This window comes from Fibrobacter sp. UWB15 (assembly GCF_900177705.1).
Lineage (GTDB): Bacteria > Fibrobacterota > Fibrobacteria > Fibrobacterales > Fibrobacteraceae > Fibrobacter.
This window is the reverse complement of record NZ_FXBA01000002.1, coordinates 127,180-143,070: the sequence shown is the minus strand read 5'-3', so window position 1 is coordinate 143,070 and position 15,891 is coordinate 127,180. Positions and strand designations below refer to the sequence as shown.

At 40.0% G+C, this 15,891-nt stretch carries 15 protein-coding genes; 6 read left to right on the top strand and 9 right to left on the bottom strand.

Annotated elements, in window-relative coordinates; translation table 11 throughout:
* Positions 1-77: 77 nt before the first annotated feature.
* The gene (locus tag B9Y58_RS05305; protein WP_085534797.1) at positions 78-911 is read right to left on the bottom strand and encodes a prepilin-type N-terminal cleavage/methylation domain-containing protein; all 834 of its coding nucleotides are present in this window, start codon (positions 909-911) and stop codon (positions 78-80) included.
* A gap of 240 nt (positions 912-1,151) precedes the next feature.
* Here B9Y58_RS05305 and B9Y58_RS14880 point away from each other — a divergent pair, with 240 nt between their 5' ends.
* The 4 genes from B9Y58_RS14880 (at position 1,152) to B9Y58_RS05290 (ending at position 4,462) form a co-directional block, all read left to right on the top strand.
* Complete coding sequence (locus B9Y58_RS14880) at positions 1,152-1,604, top strand: Rpn family recombination-promoting nuclease/putative transposase (protein ID WP_233247851.1); 453 nt, start codon at positions 1,152-1,154, stop codon at positions 1,602-1,604.
* Between the two features lie 141 nt (positions 1,605-1,745).
* Positions 1,746-2,090 carry a hypothetical protein gene (locus tag B9Y58_RS14875; RefSeq protein WP_233247850.1) on the top strand — a complete coding sequence of 115 codons (345 nt, stop codon included), beginning with the start codon at positions 1,746-1,748 and terminating at the stop codon, positions 2,088-2,090.
* A gap of 372 nt (positions 2,091-2,462) precedes the next feature.
* On the top strand, positions 2,463-2,951 hold the full coding sequence (locus tag B9Y58_RS05295) for a type IV pilin protein (protein WP_085534823.1): 489 nt from the start codon (positions 2,463-2,465) through the stop codon (positions 2,949-2,951).
* A gap of 62 nt (positions 2,952-3,013) precedes the next feature.
* Positions 3,014-4,462 (top strand): sulfatase-like hydrolase/transferase, encoded by a 1,449-nt coding sequence (locus B9Y58_RS05290; protein WP_109639693.1) that lies wholly within the window; start codon positions 3,014-3,016, stop codon positions 4,460-4,462.
* A gap of 6 nt (positions 4,463-4,468) precedes the next feature.
* Here B9Y58_RS05290 and B9Y58_RS05285 read toward each other — a convergent pair whose 3' ends face one another.
* Positions 4,469-5,698, bottom strand: coding sequence for an LTA synthase family protein (locus B9Y58_RS05285; RefSeq protein ID WP_085534795.1), 1,230 nt, complete (start codon positions 5,696-5,698; stop codon positions 4,469-4,471).
* Positions 5,695-7,356 carry a hypothetical protein gene (locus B9Y58_RS05280; RefSeq protein WP_085534794.1) on the bottom strand — a complete coding sequence of 554 codons (1,662 nt, stop codon included), beginning with the start codon at positions 7,354-7,356 and terminating at the stop codon, positions 5,695-5,697. Before B9Y58_RS05280 ends, B9Y58_RS05285 begins: the two co-directional genes overlap by 4 nt.
* Positions 7,357-7,382: 26 nt before the next feature.
* Here B9Y58_RS05280 and B9Y58_RS05275 point away from each other — a divergent pair, with 26 nt between their 5' ends.
* Positions 7,383-8,507, top strand: coding sequence for a glycosyltransferase family 1 protein (locus tag B9Y58_RS05275; protein WP_085534793.1), 1,125 nt, complete (start codon positions 7,383-7,385; stop codon positions 8,505-8,507).
* 3 nt (positions 8,508-8,510) lie between these two features.
* Here B9Y58_RS05275 and B9Y58_RS05270 read toward each other — a convergent pair whose 3' ends face one another.
* Together B9Y58_RS05270 and glf are read right to left on the bottom strand one after the other, a co-directional pair.
* Positions 8,511-9,488 carry a glycosyltransferase family 2 protein gene (locus B9Y58_RS05270; RefSeq protein ID WP_158278329.1) on the bottom strand — a complete coding sequence of 326 codons (978 nt, stop codon included), beginning with the start codon at positions 9,486-9,488 and terminating at the stop codon, positions 8,511-8,513.
* A gap of 1 nt (position 9,489) precedes the next feature.
* On the bottom strand, positions 9,490-10,602 hold the full coding sequence (gene glf, locus B9Y58_RS05265) for a UDP-galactopyranose mutase (RefSeq protein ID WP_085534791.1): 1,113 nt from the start codon (positions 10,600-10,602) through the stop codon (positions 9,490-9,492).
* 220 nt (positions 10,603-10,822) lie between these two features.
* Between glf and B9Y58_RS05260 the strand changes: the two genes are divergently transcribed.
* The gene (locus tag B9Y58_RS05260; RefSeq protein WP_158278328.1) at positions 10,823-11,947 is read left to right on the top strand and encodes an acyltransferase family protein; all 1,125 of its coding nucleotides are present in this window, start codon (positions 10,823-10,825) and stop codon (positions 11,945-11,947) included.
* 2 nt (positions 11,948-11,949) lie between these two features.
* On the opposite strand, the gene B9Y58_RS05255 is transcribed toward B9Y58_RS05260, so the two are convergent.
* The 4 genes from B9Y58_RS05255 to B9Y58_RS05240 are packed head-to-tail and all read right to left on the bottom strand — an operon-like array spanning position 11,950 to position 15,890.
* On the bottom strand, positions 11,950-13,773 hold the full coding sequence (locus B9Y58_RS05255) for a glycosyltransferase (RefSeq protein ID WP_085534789.1): 1,824 nt from the start codon (positions 13,771-13,773) through the stop codon (positions 11,950-11,952).
* A 30-nt stretch (positions 13,774-13,803) separates the two neighbouring features.
* A complete protein-coding gene (locus B9Y58_RS05250; RefSeq protein WP_085534788.1) occupies positions 13,804-14,535 on the bottom strand; it encodes a class I SAM-dependent methyltransferase in 732 nt (243 codons plus the stop codon).
* Between the two features lie 9 nt (positions 14,536-14,544).
* A complete protein-coding gene (locus tag B9Y58_RS05245; RefSeq protein WP_085534787.1) occupies positions 14,545-14,949 on the bottom strand; it encodes an FAD synthase family protein in 405 nt (134 codons plus the stop codon).
* Complete coding sequence (locus B9Y58_RS05240) at positions 14,946-15,890, bottom strand: LicD family protein (protein WP_085534786.1); 945 nt, start codon at positions 15,888-15,890, stop codon at positions 14,946-14,948. The genes B9Y58_RS05245 and B9Y58_RS05240 overlap by 4 nt, the downstream gene beginning before the upstream one ends.
* Position 15,891: the final 1 nt, after the last annotated feature.

Here is a 15,891-nt window from a genome sequence, read left to right as displayed (position 1 = left end):
TGACTATAAAGTAGTAAAAAGAGAGACCGCCCGTTTTTAGGGCGGCTGGAAAGGGGAATGGGCTGTTGGTAGAAATTCTAATTGCAGAGGCCTGTTTCAGTCGAAAAACAGACTCCTTGACGCGTCGTGAACGGCTTTCCTTTATCTGAGCCCTGGGCGCTCTGTACGAAAACTTCAAGAGAATGGGTCTTTTCGTTTTTGTTCAACCATCTAATTTTAAAATTATATCTATTCTGTCCGCCGACTCCGGTTTTTGCGGCGTTTGAGTCTCCGTTCATTGCTCTACTGACAAAAAGAGGCTTAGTGGGGAACGTTCTCCACCATGTTTCGTTATTGATTTTAGTTTGATAGGCGGTGAAAGTACTGGTAGATTTGATGTTGTTGCCGCTGTGCTGTCTGGCGTAGAGAATGTCGGCGACAGCGCCGAATCCGGCGTCTTTAAGAGCGTCTCTCCAAAATCCGTCACTTGTAAGGAGCCCACACATATTTTGGTTGTCGTTGATTCTACGCGTGTTGTTTGCTTGGAAATTGGCTGGGAGAATGTCGTGCAGTTCGATAATAAACAGTGTTACACCGTTATCGCTGGCTAACCAATTGCGTAAATTATCCTTGTTGTTCTTTCCGCTACCACAGGAGTTCGATTCGTCCATACGAAATACGTCATCTTCGTACAAGGCTCTGTTAAGGGCGTCGCGAAGGTAATAAAGCTTCATTAGGTCAATTTTTTGCCTTGTCTTTTCAATGTAGTCGGTGAGCTGGGGCACTGCAACGCCTGAAAGCAGGTTTACAATAATGATTACCACCATTAATTCAACGAGGGTAAAACCGGCCTTCCTTTTGTTCCGGTCAGCGTCTTTAGTGACCTTGAGCGAGCAGAACTCGCCAATTTTCTTTAAAATTCCAATCAGCATAAAAACCTCCTTCTTAACTGAGGCCTAACAGCGTAAATATAAAACAATTTTTTACACGAGTCTGTGATCTGTAACAAAAATATGATTTTTTTCTTATTCCAACTTGGAACATAGGGACGTTGGGAAAAATGTGCATCTTTCCGTTTTTACAAAAGTTTTACAAAGAATTGGTATTCAAACGCCCTAAAAAAGCGTGTTAAGTAATAGGGGGTGCCCGTAACTTAACACGAAAGGAAACACATGTCTGACAATACCAATCATTCTACAAAAAACTACATCGTCACGAACGAACAGGGCGAAGAATTTCTGTTGCCCAAATACGCGGCGACTTTCCGCATCCTGATGGACGACAAGGACACAATCCGCGACGTACTCAACAGCCTGCTTCAGCTGGACCATGACCATGAAATTGTTGACCTCGAATATGAATTCGAGAAACCCATCGACATCTTTATGCCCGAAAACGACCCCGCGCGCCTCGACGTCTGGGTACACACCCGGGACAATCGGTATCTCAACATTGAGATGCAGAATAAAGTGCACTCGTTCTTTTTCGACCGCATGCAGCTCTACAATTCGTACCTCACGCTGCGCGGCAAGTACGAGTTTAACCGTTCTGACTATTTCCTGGGCCTGCCGGAAGAAGAACGCCGGTACCGGTACTACGAACTTCCGGAAACGGTATCCATTTAGCTCTGCAACAATCCGGTACTCAGGTCGAAGGAAATCTACAAGGATGTGTGGACCACCTATAGCGAATACGAAGTCAAGTTAGGGAACGCCCTTCCCATTTCTCGGAAAAATAGGTATATTATCGTTGATCTGCCCAACTTTTTGCAGTTGCGCAAAGGCGTAAAAACCCGCGAAGATTTCTGGCTCCGGCTCATTTCAAGAGGACCGCTCCAGGTTCCCGAAACGGAAGACCCGATCTTTGCGAATGCACTTGACCGCCTGCGCGTAAGCCGCATGAACCCTGAACTTTTGAAAGCACTGGAGGCAAACATGTTCGACCGTCATGAATACGAAGCTCTCGAAGCCGAAGCCTTCTTGAAGGGCCAAGCAAATGGCGCACGGCAGGAACGTGAAAAGAATGATGCTGAAAAGTTGAAAATGGCAGAATTCTTTCGTTCTAAAGGTATTCCGGAAGAGATTATCGCTGAAGGCTTTGCCTTGAAATAGCTTCCATGTTCACTTGAAATTACCTTGACAACCCGGCGAAAGCCGGGTTTTTCTCTTTTTCAATTTAAGTTGGAATAAAAAATTTTCAGTTTTTTTCTTAAAAAAATGTTTTTTTTCAAAAAAATTTGTATATATACATCATCAAAGTTCTGGCTGGAATATGGCGATTTTGATGTGAAAACGATAGAATTTTGCGAACAAAGTAAAAATTAGTGACAAAAGTCTGACAATTTTTACACAAAAATGCAAAAAATTTTGCAAAACTATTGCTTTTCTGAAAAAAATTGTTTATATTACAGACATAAACCGGTTGAACGCCCACTGACGGGCCTAAGACCAAACAAGTGTGTAACAAACAACAAGGAGTACACTATGAAAAAGCAAGGTTTTACCCTTATCGAATTGATGGTCGTGATCGTGATCATGGGCATCTTGGCCGCCGTCGCAGTACCGAAACTGTTCGGCATGATCGCTAAGTCCAAGGCTTCCGAAGTCGGCCCGTCTGCTGGCGAATACATCAAGCTCCAGGACGCTTACGTTGCTGAAACTGGCGTGTTCTATGGTTCTTGGGAACTGATTGGCTTCACGATGCCGAAGTCTTCCAACTTCGACTATGATGGCTATAAGGGCGCTAACGACAAGACCTCCATTACGACAGCTAAGACTGATGCATGGAAGGCTACTGCAAAGTCTACTTTGAATGACTGTCCGGCCCAGAGCAAGTGGCATCTCGACATCGCTGCTAATAGCTCTACTGGCGGCTCCGTTGTCTATAATGCTGGCCTGACCAACAAGTCCAAGTGCCTGTCTCTCACGCCGAACTTTGCTGCGTTCTCTTCTGACAGAGCTACGTTGAACTAAGTTCGAAAAAAAATGAAAGAGCTCCCTTCTGTAAAAGAGGGGGGTTCTTTTTTTTCGTATAAATGCTGAGTGTTCTTCCGTCAATGAGAAAAATTTATTTCTTTATTATCCCTGTTTGTGCGTCTTTTCTTACTGGCGTAGCTTCTTTCTTGTTTGTTACGCCGCAAGGGCATGGATTCTTTTCCGTTGATGTGCTCTTTTTGCTGCTGTTCTTTTTATTGCCACGGGGAAAGTTTTTATGGAAAATGCCGTTTGTCATCATCGTATGGATTTACGCCATTGCGTCGAACTCTATTGACGCTTATGCTACAGCAGGAATTGTCTTCATCCTAGTTGTTTTGTCGGCTGCGATTCCGCGTAATCGCCAATTTTTGTTGCCAGCATTCATTGTGCTTGCCTTGTTTTCTTCGATTGCTGATTGGGCAAATTTCTTTTATGCAACATTTGTCCTTACTTTGTCAGATGTTTGGGGGTTGGCAAAGTTCTTTTGGTGGGGTCCGTGTCTTTTTTTGCTGATACCGTTATTGCAAATTTTATTGGAAGTTTTTTTTGCTCGCAAAATTTTGTGGGGAGAACGATTGGAAATTTCGCATTTGACGGCATATGTCATTGCGACTTTGGTAATTGGACTTAATTTTAGCATAAGTGCGTTACAGCTTAAACAGCCCATTCTAGATTTTTCAGTAAAAAAATGGATGTGGCAACTTTGTACTCCTGGGATTATTGGGCATAATTTGTATCTGCAAGAAGATATTAAGGCGGCATTTCCTGTCTGGGAAAAAGAAAAAGCGGTGATTACTGATTTTTCAAAGCCAACGGTTGTTGTGCTCATTGAAAGTTTTGGTGTTAACAAATCTATGGCTTATACGGATTCTTTGCTTGCTCTGTATAAAAATTCAAAAGTTTCCTTTATTGGACTTTTCCCGCGCGATGCGGCTCATACACAGGGGGCTGAATGGGAGGATTTTGGCGCTCCGCAAGGAAGTTTAAATGAAAAAATAGTTCCTCAACAATTTAAAGCAAATGGATTAGAAACATGGTTCCTTCATGGATATGATGGAGATTTCTACGAACGCGATGAGAATTATGATAAATTCGGTTTCGATCACCTTCTTTTTAAAAAAGATTTTGAGGAACGAAATTTTTCGAGTTGTCAATATGGATTTAAAGGTATTTGTGATTCGTCTGTAGCAGTCTTTATAGATTCGTTGCTTGCGGATTCATTGCCTAAATTTATTTATTGGACGACTCTTGATGCCCATCCACCGTATGAATTTGCGAAGATTCGAGAAAAATCGATTGCTTGTGAATCTCTTGCCCTTTCTGACATTGACTGTACTTACTTTACATTACAACAGAATACGGCTCGATATCTGGTTCGACTGGCTCAGAAGTATCCGAATTATCGTTTTGTAATTCGTGGAGATCATCGTCCGATGGGGTCGCTTGAGCAATCGGATTTTGTACAGTCCTTTTATTTTAGATGGGTCCCATTGGTGATTTTGAACTAGATTATCTTAATTTAATGCAATGTATGGAACCCATCTTTTGTAAAATTTTTCCTGGAACGGAACGGGTGAAAGAATTGGGTTGTGGTCGCCCTGAATAATGAAACGGACGTTAGGGTGCTTTTGCGCTAGATTTGCAATCAATCGCAATGACATCTCTAGACGATTTGAGTATATTGAATCGACCACATTTGTATTCGCATAATAGATGGACTTTGTTTCGATGATTGGGAATTTAGTATCTCTTGTAGTCCATGCGATGAAATGTTTTAAAGAGTCGTTCAATAGGTCGTCAATTTGGTTGGCGATTTCGGCATCGGAAGATTTTTCTATAAAGTGAATATCCTCGAATCCCAAATTATGAATGTATTTGAAACGTTGATGTTTTAAACTGTCTCCCCCGAAAAAGAATGTTGTCTTGCAATTTTTTTCAGTGAAAATTTGGGGTAAAAATGTTGTGTCTCGATGGCCGCTTGAGTCTCGATGTATTTCGTGTATGAGGTCCTCGCGTTCTGCAGTCCTTGTCCTGCTGTACATGCGATGATGGCTACCGGCAGCGGCAATTTTCCCATCGAATATTTTTAGTTGCTTATCAAAACGATTTATATCGAGTGGAACGCCCCAACTTTCTATAAGGATTATGACGTTGCTTCTTGTTGTGTCTACAAAATTTCGTGTAATGCTGGCAGAATCGGTCACTATGTACTTGTCTTTAAAAATATCGTCTATTTCTTTGCGTTGGGGCGGTTGCGGTGATGTGCGGACAAAATAGTCTATTATGGGAAATTGTACTAGAGGTTGCGACGGAAAGAGATTGTATGCGGCAAAATATGTTATCAGCGTTACGAAAAGAATGAGGCTGATATCTGTTAAATGGAAGGTAGGAATTTTCCAGACTATCACGATTGCTAATCCGCAAGTGACAAATGGAAGAATCGCATACCAGCTGGTACACCATCCTTTTATTGCTAGAAGGTTCTGCAAATCGATCCAAGCGACGGAGACAAGGCCGATGATTAAGACTAGTAAACAAAGGAATAGCCATGTGGCTTTGTCCAATCGCAATGACGTTTTTGCTCTGTATAATTTCCCTTTAACAAAAACAATAAACAGCAATAAGGCGAAATATTCATACCCGAAAAGTCCGCGAACGAGGTCTTGTCCCTTTTCGAAGGTGAACAGAAAGGGGACTATCGTTATAAGAGCGGTTGCAACCAAGAAGTACAATATTTTCTTCATTGTTCCTCCTTGTTGACGAGCCTGTATTTGCAGAAACTCATTTCACCGAAAGTTTTCAAGGTGTTTACTGCAACACTGTCGTAGTGGTGCCTTTGCAAGAAACCTGTTAGATGAGATGCGTCAAGGGCTATTACGTTATCGTTGATTACATCTTTTATCGGATTTGCAACATTAAAATCGCGCAGAGTTGCTTCTATTTCTGGAAGATAGGGAGTCCAGTAGCCTAAAGATATGGTTCTGCGATAACTCCCGATTGGTTCAGCCAAATATGGAGGATTTTTGTGGTGGCTGAACTTCATAAAGGCGTCCATGCTCAAGAGGAATAACTTGTCTGGATTTTGGTCAATGTATTCAAAGACTTGGCTGTAGTCTGTAGAATCTTTCGTTACTAATGTTCGTTTTTCGCCTGAGGATGGATCACGAACGATATTGCCTGAGTTTGCGTAGGTTGCAATATTGGAAAGGAAAATAATGGTTATAATTAAAGCGACAATTTTTGGGGAAATGTTGAATGTGAATCTGCCGAATAGGGGAATTGCAAGAATTGCTGAATAGAGCCAGAAACCATTTTCAACTCGATAGACTAGTCTCCCCATGGATAACAGATAGAGCATGAATGCGATTATTAGTGCAAGACTCGCCCAAATATAAAGTGATTTTGACCGACGCGTGTGAAAGAGCGCGAGACAGAAGAATGCCCATGTCCAGAATAGGGGGGCTTGGGATGCGTGCGTAATGGCGTCAAGTATCTTGTGGGGGAATTCCCGGATATGATATTCCCTCGTATAGGGATGAATCATGTTTGTATAATGTTTTAAACTGTCGACCGAGAAAACTTCTGTATCGTACCATATCCACTGTGTGAGCATGTGATAGTCTTGTCCGCTTAATCCCATTTCTTCAGCATCTTCGTATACAGCATTCTCATTATAATTGCCTTTGTCGCCCAATGTGGCTCGCGGCCCCTGAAATTCTACGAAATCCTGATATTCAGGAGCCTTGTAGATGTTCTGGTCCCAGCAGTGCATGGCAAAAGCGCCTGCGAACATAACGGCGAGGCCTGCGGTCACATGCCACTTGGCTTTCCAACAATCTTTAATTATAAACAGCATCCCGAGGCAGAAAAACGGCATCCCCATCAAGAATGCCTGCCATCGCATCACCGAACCCCACAGCATTAGGATTATGCCGAGAACGAAAGGTGCGGTAGCGCGTTTTTCAACCACCCCGTACGCAAACAGCAGCATCCCTGCCGCGCTCAGTATCGAGGCACACTGAGTAAACTGCACCACCAAATAAAAGTCGCTCGCGAATAGAGCCGTAAATAGCGCCGCCAAAATCGCTCCCCACCGCTCGCCACAACGCTGTAGCAACACATAGCCGATGACAGTGAACGACAGGAAAACCGAAAACATCTCGCCTATATAGTACCATCCAATTTTCGGGAAAAGGTGGTACAGCGGCAACAGCGCATAGCCGTAGATGGCGTTCACGAAAATTAGGTGTGGGTTGTAGTCCGTGCCCAGGGCGCCGGTGAGTCTTGCTGCCATGAAGTAGTCGTCAATCGCCCCGAACTTGAGGTCACCAAAAATCAGGCACAACGCCAAGAAGAATAGGTTGATGGCTACGGAATAGGTTATGGCTCTTTTGAAGGACATATAGAAAATATATATTTATTTCTGTTATGAGTATTCTCGTTTGTCAGGTGCTGCACGGGATTGTGGGCGGTGGTTCGGAACAGGTGGTTCTGAACTACTGTTCGCGCATGCGGGACATACATTTTGATTTGCTGTACCAGTACGAACCGAATCCGCAAATTTTGGAACGGTTCAATGAGGCCGGAATCAACTGCATCCAGATTCCCGACAAGGTGCATCATCCGCTAAAGCACTTATGGACGATGTTCAGAATCTTTAGAAAAGGCAAATACGATGTAGTCCATAGTCACCTGGATTGGTTCATGAACAGCTACGTGTGCTTTCTGGCGATGCTCGCCGGAATCAAAAAAAGAATAGCCCACCATCACCAAGCTTATACTGCTCAAGAACCCGTCGAAGGGCCGAAAACAAGGTTGGTGAGCCTGCCGAACCACCTTGTAAAGAATTTTCTTTGTTTTTTATTCCGCATCCCCTGCAAACTCTTTGCCACCCATTGGTTAGCCTGCGGCGAAGCTGCTGCCATCAATGGTTGGGGAAAAAGTGCCGTGAAAAAAGGCAAGGTGACGATGCTCCCTAACGCAATCGATCCAGAACGGTTCAAGTTTAGTGAATCTGCCCGCCGCGAAATCCGCGCAAAATATGGAATTGCCGAAGATGATTTTGTTGTGGGGCATGTGGGACGCTTTTATCCGCAAAAGAATCACGATTTTTTGATAGATGTATTTAGTGAGGTCCACAAACAGAAACCGAATGCCAAGTTGCTTTTACTCGGTGACGGACCTCTGCAAGAAAAGATTAAACAGAAAGTAGAATCTTTGGGGCTTGCTGAGGCTGTTATATTTGCTGGACTTCAGAAAGAGCCTGCTCCGTTCTATAGCGTTATGGATGTGTTTGCTTTTCCTTCGCTGTGGGAAGGGCTGCCTTTAACGCTTGTTGAAGCGCAATACGCTGGATTGCCATGTTTTGTGAGCGAATATATCACAAAGGAAGCTGGAATATCCCCAAAAACAGAATGTCTCCCACTTGATTTGTCTTTGTGGGTTTCAAGAATCAGTCCACAAAAAAGCGAAAGGCGTTTTTTACAAAAACTCAGTTCTGATTACGATATCATGAAGCAATTGCCTATTTTAAAAGCAATTTACACTTCGTAATCTTTATCGATCTATATTGAAGAGTCTTTTTAGTTTCTCATAAAATACGAAGTGCAAACCGAATCTTCGCCAAAGACTAGGCGCATGCAATAACGCGGCATCAACATCTTTGAACAAATAGGGAGCACTTATTTTTACCAAGCGGTCCATTTCTTTTAATTCTTTATCATCAACGCATGCAAACAGGCGTCTGTAATAATAAGAAATCAGGACTCGCGAACAGAATCGCCTTGAAAATGCTCCAAGTTTGTCAATCTTTTCTGTAAAACGTCTTATTATTATAGCGAGGTGCCCGCTATTCTTCGCTTGAACAGCAGGATCCATTGACTGGCCTTCTCTTGTCATGTCGTAGTTGTAGAGTAAGGATTTTAAGAAAATGATAGACCCAGCCATTTGGGTGGGATAAATTAGAAATTCGTTGTCTGTGTAGCAGATTCCTTCAGAAAGATGAAGATCGACATCTCGCAATACAGATGTCCTGAAGGTCATAGAATGCATAACAAACAATTCAAAATCCTGATTCGTCCAAATAGATTCTTGCAAAAGACTATACACGTGGTTGTATAATACTTGTTTGGGTTTATACTCTATAGTCTTTGTCTTACGAATTTTTTTATATGGTGTGACAATAATATCTGTTGAAATATTTTCAATTTCGTTTAATAGCTTTATCAATCCATCCGTATCAAACCAGTCGTCGGCATCCAAAATGCGGAAATATTTCCCCGTCGCAACCTTGAGTGCAACGTTCACGCATGATCCATAGTGACCATTAGGCTTGTCAATGATGTTTACAATATCGGGGCGTTTTTTCGCATATTCTTGCATAATGGCAAGGGAATTATCAGTACTTCCATCATTGACAACAATCAACTCCAAGCTAGGTGGTACGTCGTCGCGAGTAACGGAATCCAAGCACCTACGCAAGTAAGCTTCCATATTGTAAGTGGGGATGACTACGGATAGAAGTTTTTCTGACATCTTAAATCCCCAATTCCCGTTTTGCGACGACCATCGCCCGTTCAATGACGTCATCCATGTCGTAGTATTTGTATTCGGCAAGTCTTCCGCCAAAAATGACCTTAGATTGCTGTTCCGCCAATGCTTTGTATTTAGCATATAGGGCGGAATTTTTTTCATCATTAATAGTGTAGTAGCGTTCCTTACCTAGAGTCCAGGCCTGGGGGTATTCGCGTGTGATAACAGTCTTTACTTGCTGACCAAACTCAAAGTGTTTGTGTTCAATAATTCTAGTGTAGGGAACATCTTCGTCAATATAGTTCACTACTGCGTTTCCCTGGAAATTGTCTTTGTCAAGAACTTCTGTTTCAAAATTTAGCGAGCGGTAGTCTAAAGTCCCAAATTGGTAATCAAAGAATTCATCAATGGGGCCCGTGTAGATGATTTTTTCTGCAACACCCTCCAGTTCGGAGCGATGCTCAAAGAAATCTGTATTCAAATGGATTTTGATTCCGTCCAACATCCTTGCCACTAGTTGTGTGTAACCACCACAAGGGATGCCTTGGTATAAATCGTTGAAGTAGTTGTTGTCAAATGTATAGCGAACGGGAAGGCGTTTGATGATGGACGACGGAAGATCGCGGCATTTGCGCCCCCACTGTTTCTCAGTGTACTCCTTGATTAGCGTCTCAAAAATATCTCGACCCACAAGGCTTAGTGCTTGTTCTTCAAGGTTTGCCGGTTCTCGTCCGTTGAGTCGCTTAAGAATTTCCGCTTTTTGTTCTTCAATTATTGCCTTTGCCGCTTCAGGCGTTGCCGTACCCCACATTTGGTTGAACGTATTCATATTGAAGGGCAAGTTGTAATACCGCCCCTTTGACTTGGCTATAGGCGAATTTGTATAGCGGTTGAATTCAACGAAGGAATTGACGAAATCCCAGACTTCCTTATTGGAGGTATGAAAAATGTGCGCACCATACTTATGAACATTGATTCCTTCAACATTTTCAGTGTAGCAGTTGCCTGCAATGTGCGGGCGTTTGTCAATGACGAGAACGCTTTTGCCCGCCTTCTTGGCCAGATTAGCAAAAGTTGCTCCGAAAAGACCTGCGCCGATGATGAGATAGCAGTACATAGTCCACCTAGATAAGACGATAAATTGAGAGGTCTTGCTAGATTAAATATATAAAATACAGCCAACAAGCTAGTTGGGATGTGTTTTGGATTTGAATTATATGAGGACATGCCGCAAAGGCATGTATTTAAAGACGATTAGATCATATTTTTCACTAGATATTGTTATATATTGAATGAATTAGCCTCGCTGTGTTTATTATAGAATGAATTTTACGAAAATGAAAAAAATTCTCAAGAACTGGTTTAATGGACTCAATCAACCACTCCTTCTGAATCAAGGACATGAGCCCATTTGCTCTTCAATGAACGAAGTGGGGGCGGCACAGCATTCAAACGGAGGAAGAGACGAAACTTTTGATGTTTTAAAGGGAATCGCCATTTTTTTAATGATATTAGGCCATTGCGAGGTTTATCCCTTATATCCGTTCATTTACTCCTTTCACATGCCACTTTTTTTCTTCGTTGCTGGATATTTTTTGAAAATCCGCCCATTCCGAGATGAACTACGTCTAAATATACGAAGACTTATTGTACCATATATTTTTTCGGCCGTTTGCATAAGCGTGATAGCAATTTGCATAGACTTATCTAATTACACATGGGCAGACGGTTCTTTTTCACAGGGTTTTATCATTAAACTCTTACTTGGATATAACGGAGAAGTCACTCCAAAGTGGCTAAACGGTAATATTGGCGCGTGCAGGTTCATTCTTGCCATGTTTTTTGCAAGATGTATTACAGTCCCCCTTGTCAGTAAAATAAAGTCTAATAGACTACTTTTCTTTATATTCTTTCTTTTGGGAATTTTAGGGATGTATCTTGAGAGATTCTTTTTCGTCCCTTATTGCATACCGCAGGGCATATCTGCTACAGGATTTATCTACGCCGGATTTCTTGTAAAAAAATTTAGATTACTTGAAATGGACAGAGTCAAAATAATCGTTCCATTCCTCCTCCTCCTTTGGTTGTATTGTTGGGTTCAAAAAGAAACCATTTCCATGGTGCATTGTCGTTTTCCAACTGGCTATGTGTTTAGTCTGTTTGGTGCTCTTGGTGCTTTCTTTACACTATATGTTGTTGTGAAAAATTTATATCGTAAGGAATCGCTTTTTTGGAAAATAATCCACTGGGGTGGACGCTACAGCTTAGTGATTTATTGCATCCATTGCATTGAGGTGAACCTTAGTAATTGGAGAGGGTTTGCCATACTACATCATATTCCTTTGGAACATCTTCCGTTCTTCCAAATTTTCATGAGAATAATTATAGCGGCGGGATTTACATTAATTGTATTGAAAATAAATCCCTTAAAAGAACATGTGTTCCAAATAAAAGACGTGTAAAGTTATTCCTTCTTTAATTTCAAGTAATGTTCCCAAAAATCGATAGAAGTGAGCTCGGGGGCTACTGCAATATATTCCTTTTTTATTTTATTCCATTTTCGCATGATTAATATTTGCAGTGCAAGCATATTAACAAATGCCTTTATTGCCTTTATCGGGGATTTCTTTAGGCGAATTCCTTCGGTTGCGTTTTCGGTATTTTTCCAAACGATAAAATTATGTCCTAGAAGCGATTGAAAACAGAGATTGTTTGTGCAAATAGGCGCCCATTTTCCTAAAGGAGAAAATGCGTTTAGAATTGAACACATTAGTAAAATTTTTTGAGAAATTGTAAAATCCTGCATTTTTGGGTACGTCTTTTCGATCCTCTCCTCAGAAAGGAATCTCCTTGGCAATCCTTCACAAGTTTTCCTTTTTGTTTCAGCAGATTTCATAAGAGAAAAATGCAACTGAATAGGATCAGCTTCCTGAAAAAATTTTGCTCCTTTGCATAAATCCTTTATGGCGAAGGAAAAAAAATCCCAATCGTTATACATGTAACGACATACAAAGGAAATATAGTTTGCTAAAATAAATTTTAATAATTGATAGGTCGTAGTACTTGTTGATGGGTCTCTAATTATAGAAGTAATGAGTCTATTTCTTGAGTCGTAATAGACAATAGATGGAGTGTATTTGTTTTGAAATGAATGCCACACAACGATTCCGTTTATAAGGATTATTTTTTTTCCTATTCTGCAGCCATATTCTATGTCATCTCCATGAATGAACAAAGGTAATGGTAAATTATTTGGTTTGACCAATTTAAAAGGAATGCAGCAGAACCACCAGGCATTATATTCTGGTGGGAAGGTGTGTGTTAAATCGTTTTTTAATACATAAAAAAAATCAGACAGGTTGAAGTTATAATTATTTTGATTAATCCATTTTTTGTTAAGATTTGACGATCTTCTCGCCCCATATTCAAGTTGTTCGTTTGGTTTTTCAATTTTTAGCATAGCACCACCAAGTAATTTATCTTGGTGTTCACTCTTTAACAATTGAAGAAGTTTGTATGTTCTAGTCAAAACGGCTGGATCAAGGACTATATCGTCATCCATCAAAAGAAAGTGCGTTAAATTGAGGTTTTCTTGCGCTTTAATCGCCTCAATCATACATCTCGTGAATCCACCGGAACCTCCGGCGTTTATGTTGGGGAATATTTTGACCTTTGGATGGGTGTAATTGTAATTTTGTAGCGTTTCACCATTGTCAGAAACTATTATCTCCAAGTTGTCGTGTAATTCTGATTCTGGATTGTCAAATATTGCATCTTGAATGGCTTTTAGGTTTTTTAAAATGAATTGCTCTCTTTTATAGGTACAAATTCCTATTCCAATTTTTACTCTGTTAATCGATTTTGAATCAATTTCTGTTCCATAAAATCCATCTATTATTTCGCAATGACCATCATCAGAGGTTATTGTAAAATAACAGATTCCATGAAGATTTCGAACATCTGGAAAAGAAAGCGTAATTTCGTTTTCTTTAGAATTTTTATCTTTGCTTAAAAGCAATCGTGTATGTACTTCGTCCTTGATTAAAGTTGCTTCATATAAAGATATTCTACATTGTCCTGAAACTTTTAAGTTTAAGTTCAGATTTTGAATGACTGTATATTCTTTCCATTTTTGAATAGAGAAACTGTTAAAATATGTATCAAAAGAAATTGTTTGGTTGGGAGGCAGAATGATTTTTTTGCCAAATTGTTTTGATGGATGCCTGTAATACAACTCTGTTTCTTTACAGATATCTTCTTTAGGGAAAAGTATATTTTGTAGTATCATATCATCAAAACAGGTAATTTGGGGTAAAAATCATCTTTGCAAAATGAAAAAATATTGCGAAGTCTCTTTTCGGTTATTTAACTGCGTCTCATTCTCGAAAAGAAACCCTTCATGCGAAATTGAAAAGCCGTTTTCTAATAGAGAAGGCGTTAGAAGATTTATTAGTTCTGGCCTTGTCCTGTAAATTGCGTTGTAATTAGACGCTAATTCTTCAGAAAAAAAGTCTTTTAGAGTTAACCGTTCTTCTAGTGCAATAGGTTCTCTAATGCAGATGATGCATTTGCTTTCACATAGATGTTCTATTTGTGTAAACATCTGGATAATGTCGTTGTCATTTAAATATACAAGAGCTCCAATTATAAGAACTCTATTGAACGTTTTGTTTGGAATAACTTTCTGAATATTTGTAATTGCCCCGGTTAAAAAATGTTTTTTTTCACTTGTGATTCTTTTTTTGGCAATTTCAATGAGATTGCTTGCGAAATCAACTCCATAGTAGTAATCGATGTTTGAATCAATTTGCTCTGCCCATCGTCCAATACCGCAGGCTAAATCAAGAATTCTTGATGAACTATCTAATCTTAATAAGTCCCTTAATTTTTTTACTTCTTGGATATTTCGTTTTTCTGTCAGTTCAGGGTGTGAATCCTGATACATTGTGACTGAATATGGATAGCTTGAATTATACTTTTTAGCTCTATTCTGGAAAAAAAACTGCGTCTCGTCGTAGTTTATATTTTCTATATTTTTCTTTATTCGCATATAAATAGCCTATTTGTCTTTGAGGTATTCTCGTAACGAAGAAGAAGATACGCCTTCTGTTCTTGGTAAAACAATGATTGTTTTACCATTTTTTATGCACCACTGCTCAAAAGCTTGGCAAGCAAAGTTGTTTTGGTCAGGACCTTTCGCCCAAATATCAAAATCGACTTCGTACATCAACTTGCTTATATCTGTGTACGCGACGCTTTTGTCAACATACTTTATTGAATTTATCATAAATAAACGTTCGTTAATGTCGTAAACTACTTTTGCATTTGGCTTAAATTTTGTTATAAATTCGTCTCTTTGCGCTGCGACAATGAGGAAATCTCCAAGTTCCCTTGCTCTTTTGAATAATAGAACATGGCCAAGATGTAACAAATCAAATACACCAACCGTAAGTACTTTTGTCATACCTGATGTTTTCCCCCTATTAAATATAGATATGATTGATCTGCATCCAATATTATGTTACCATGTCCTGATGGAGAATGCTTCGGTTCTCTCCAATTACCATAGACTTTTGATAAAATTCTGTCATAGCCTACAGGAACGGGCACACTCATAAACTCAAAAGGCTTTATTAAAAAAGACTTGTAATCTTCTCTCCATCTTAATCTATGTTCTTGGTATGGCATAAGACTCAAATTTGCAACACGATTTGTGCGTTCGCCATTGTATTGAGAAATTGCTCGATCATATTTTTGGAAAAAAAAGTTATATCCTACAGGGAATTTTTGAGGGTTGTGGAAGCGATTGTATCTAATTTTATTGATAAATTTAGCTATAAAATTCCATCGTTTAAACAGAAAATACTCTTCTACCAAAAATCTCTTTTGCATCATTTTTTGTTTTAAATCTTCGCATAATTCTATTTGCTTTTTGAATAGTTGGTCATCGTCAGGAACGGCATCTAGTGGGAAAATGTCTATAAATATTCCTTGATTGAATTGATATTTGTGCTCAAGTTCGTGTTTTAAAATACCAGTTGTTTCGCTATTGCGAAGTTGTATATGACCTCTAGCTGAACCTGGATCAGTATCTTCAATTTGAAAAAAATAAGGGTGTTTGAATTCAGTTTTTGCAATGCGCCTCAATTTTTCATAATCATCTCGCATCATAACTACATCTATGTCGTCGTCCCATGGCACAAACCCTTGATGACGAAGAGCGCCAATGGTTGTTCCAGAATCAGTAAAAAATTGAAGGCTGTTTTTTTTGCAAACTCGGGTAAATTCGTTGAGTAAGTCTAGCTCTACCGCCCACACTTTTTTCATTTTGTGTGATACAGTGAATCCGCATCGAACTTCCTCATCAAGAAAATTTTTTGGTAAATCTAACTTTATAGGAAGCATT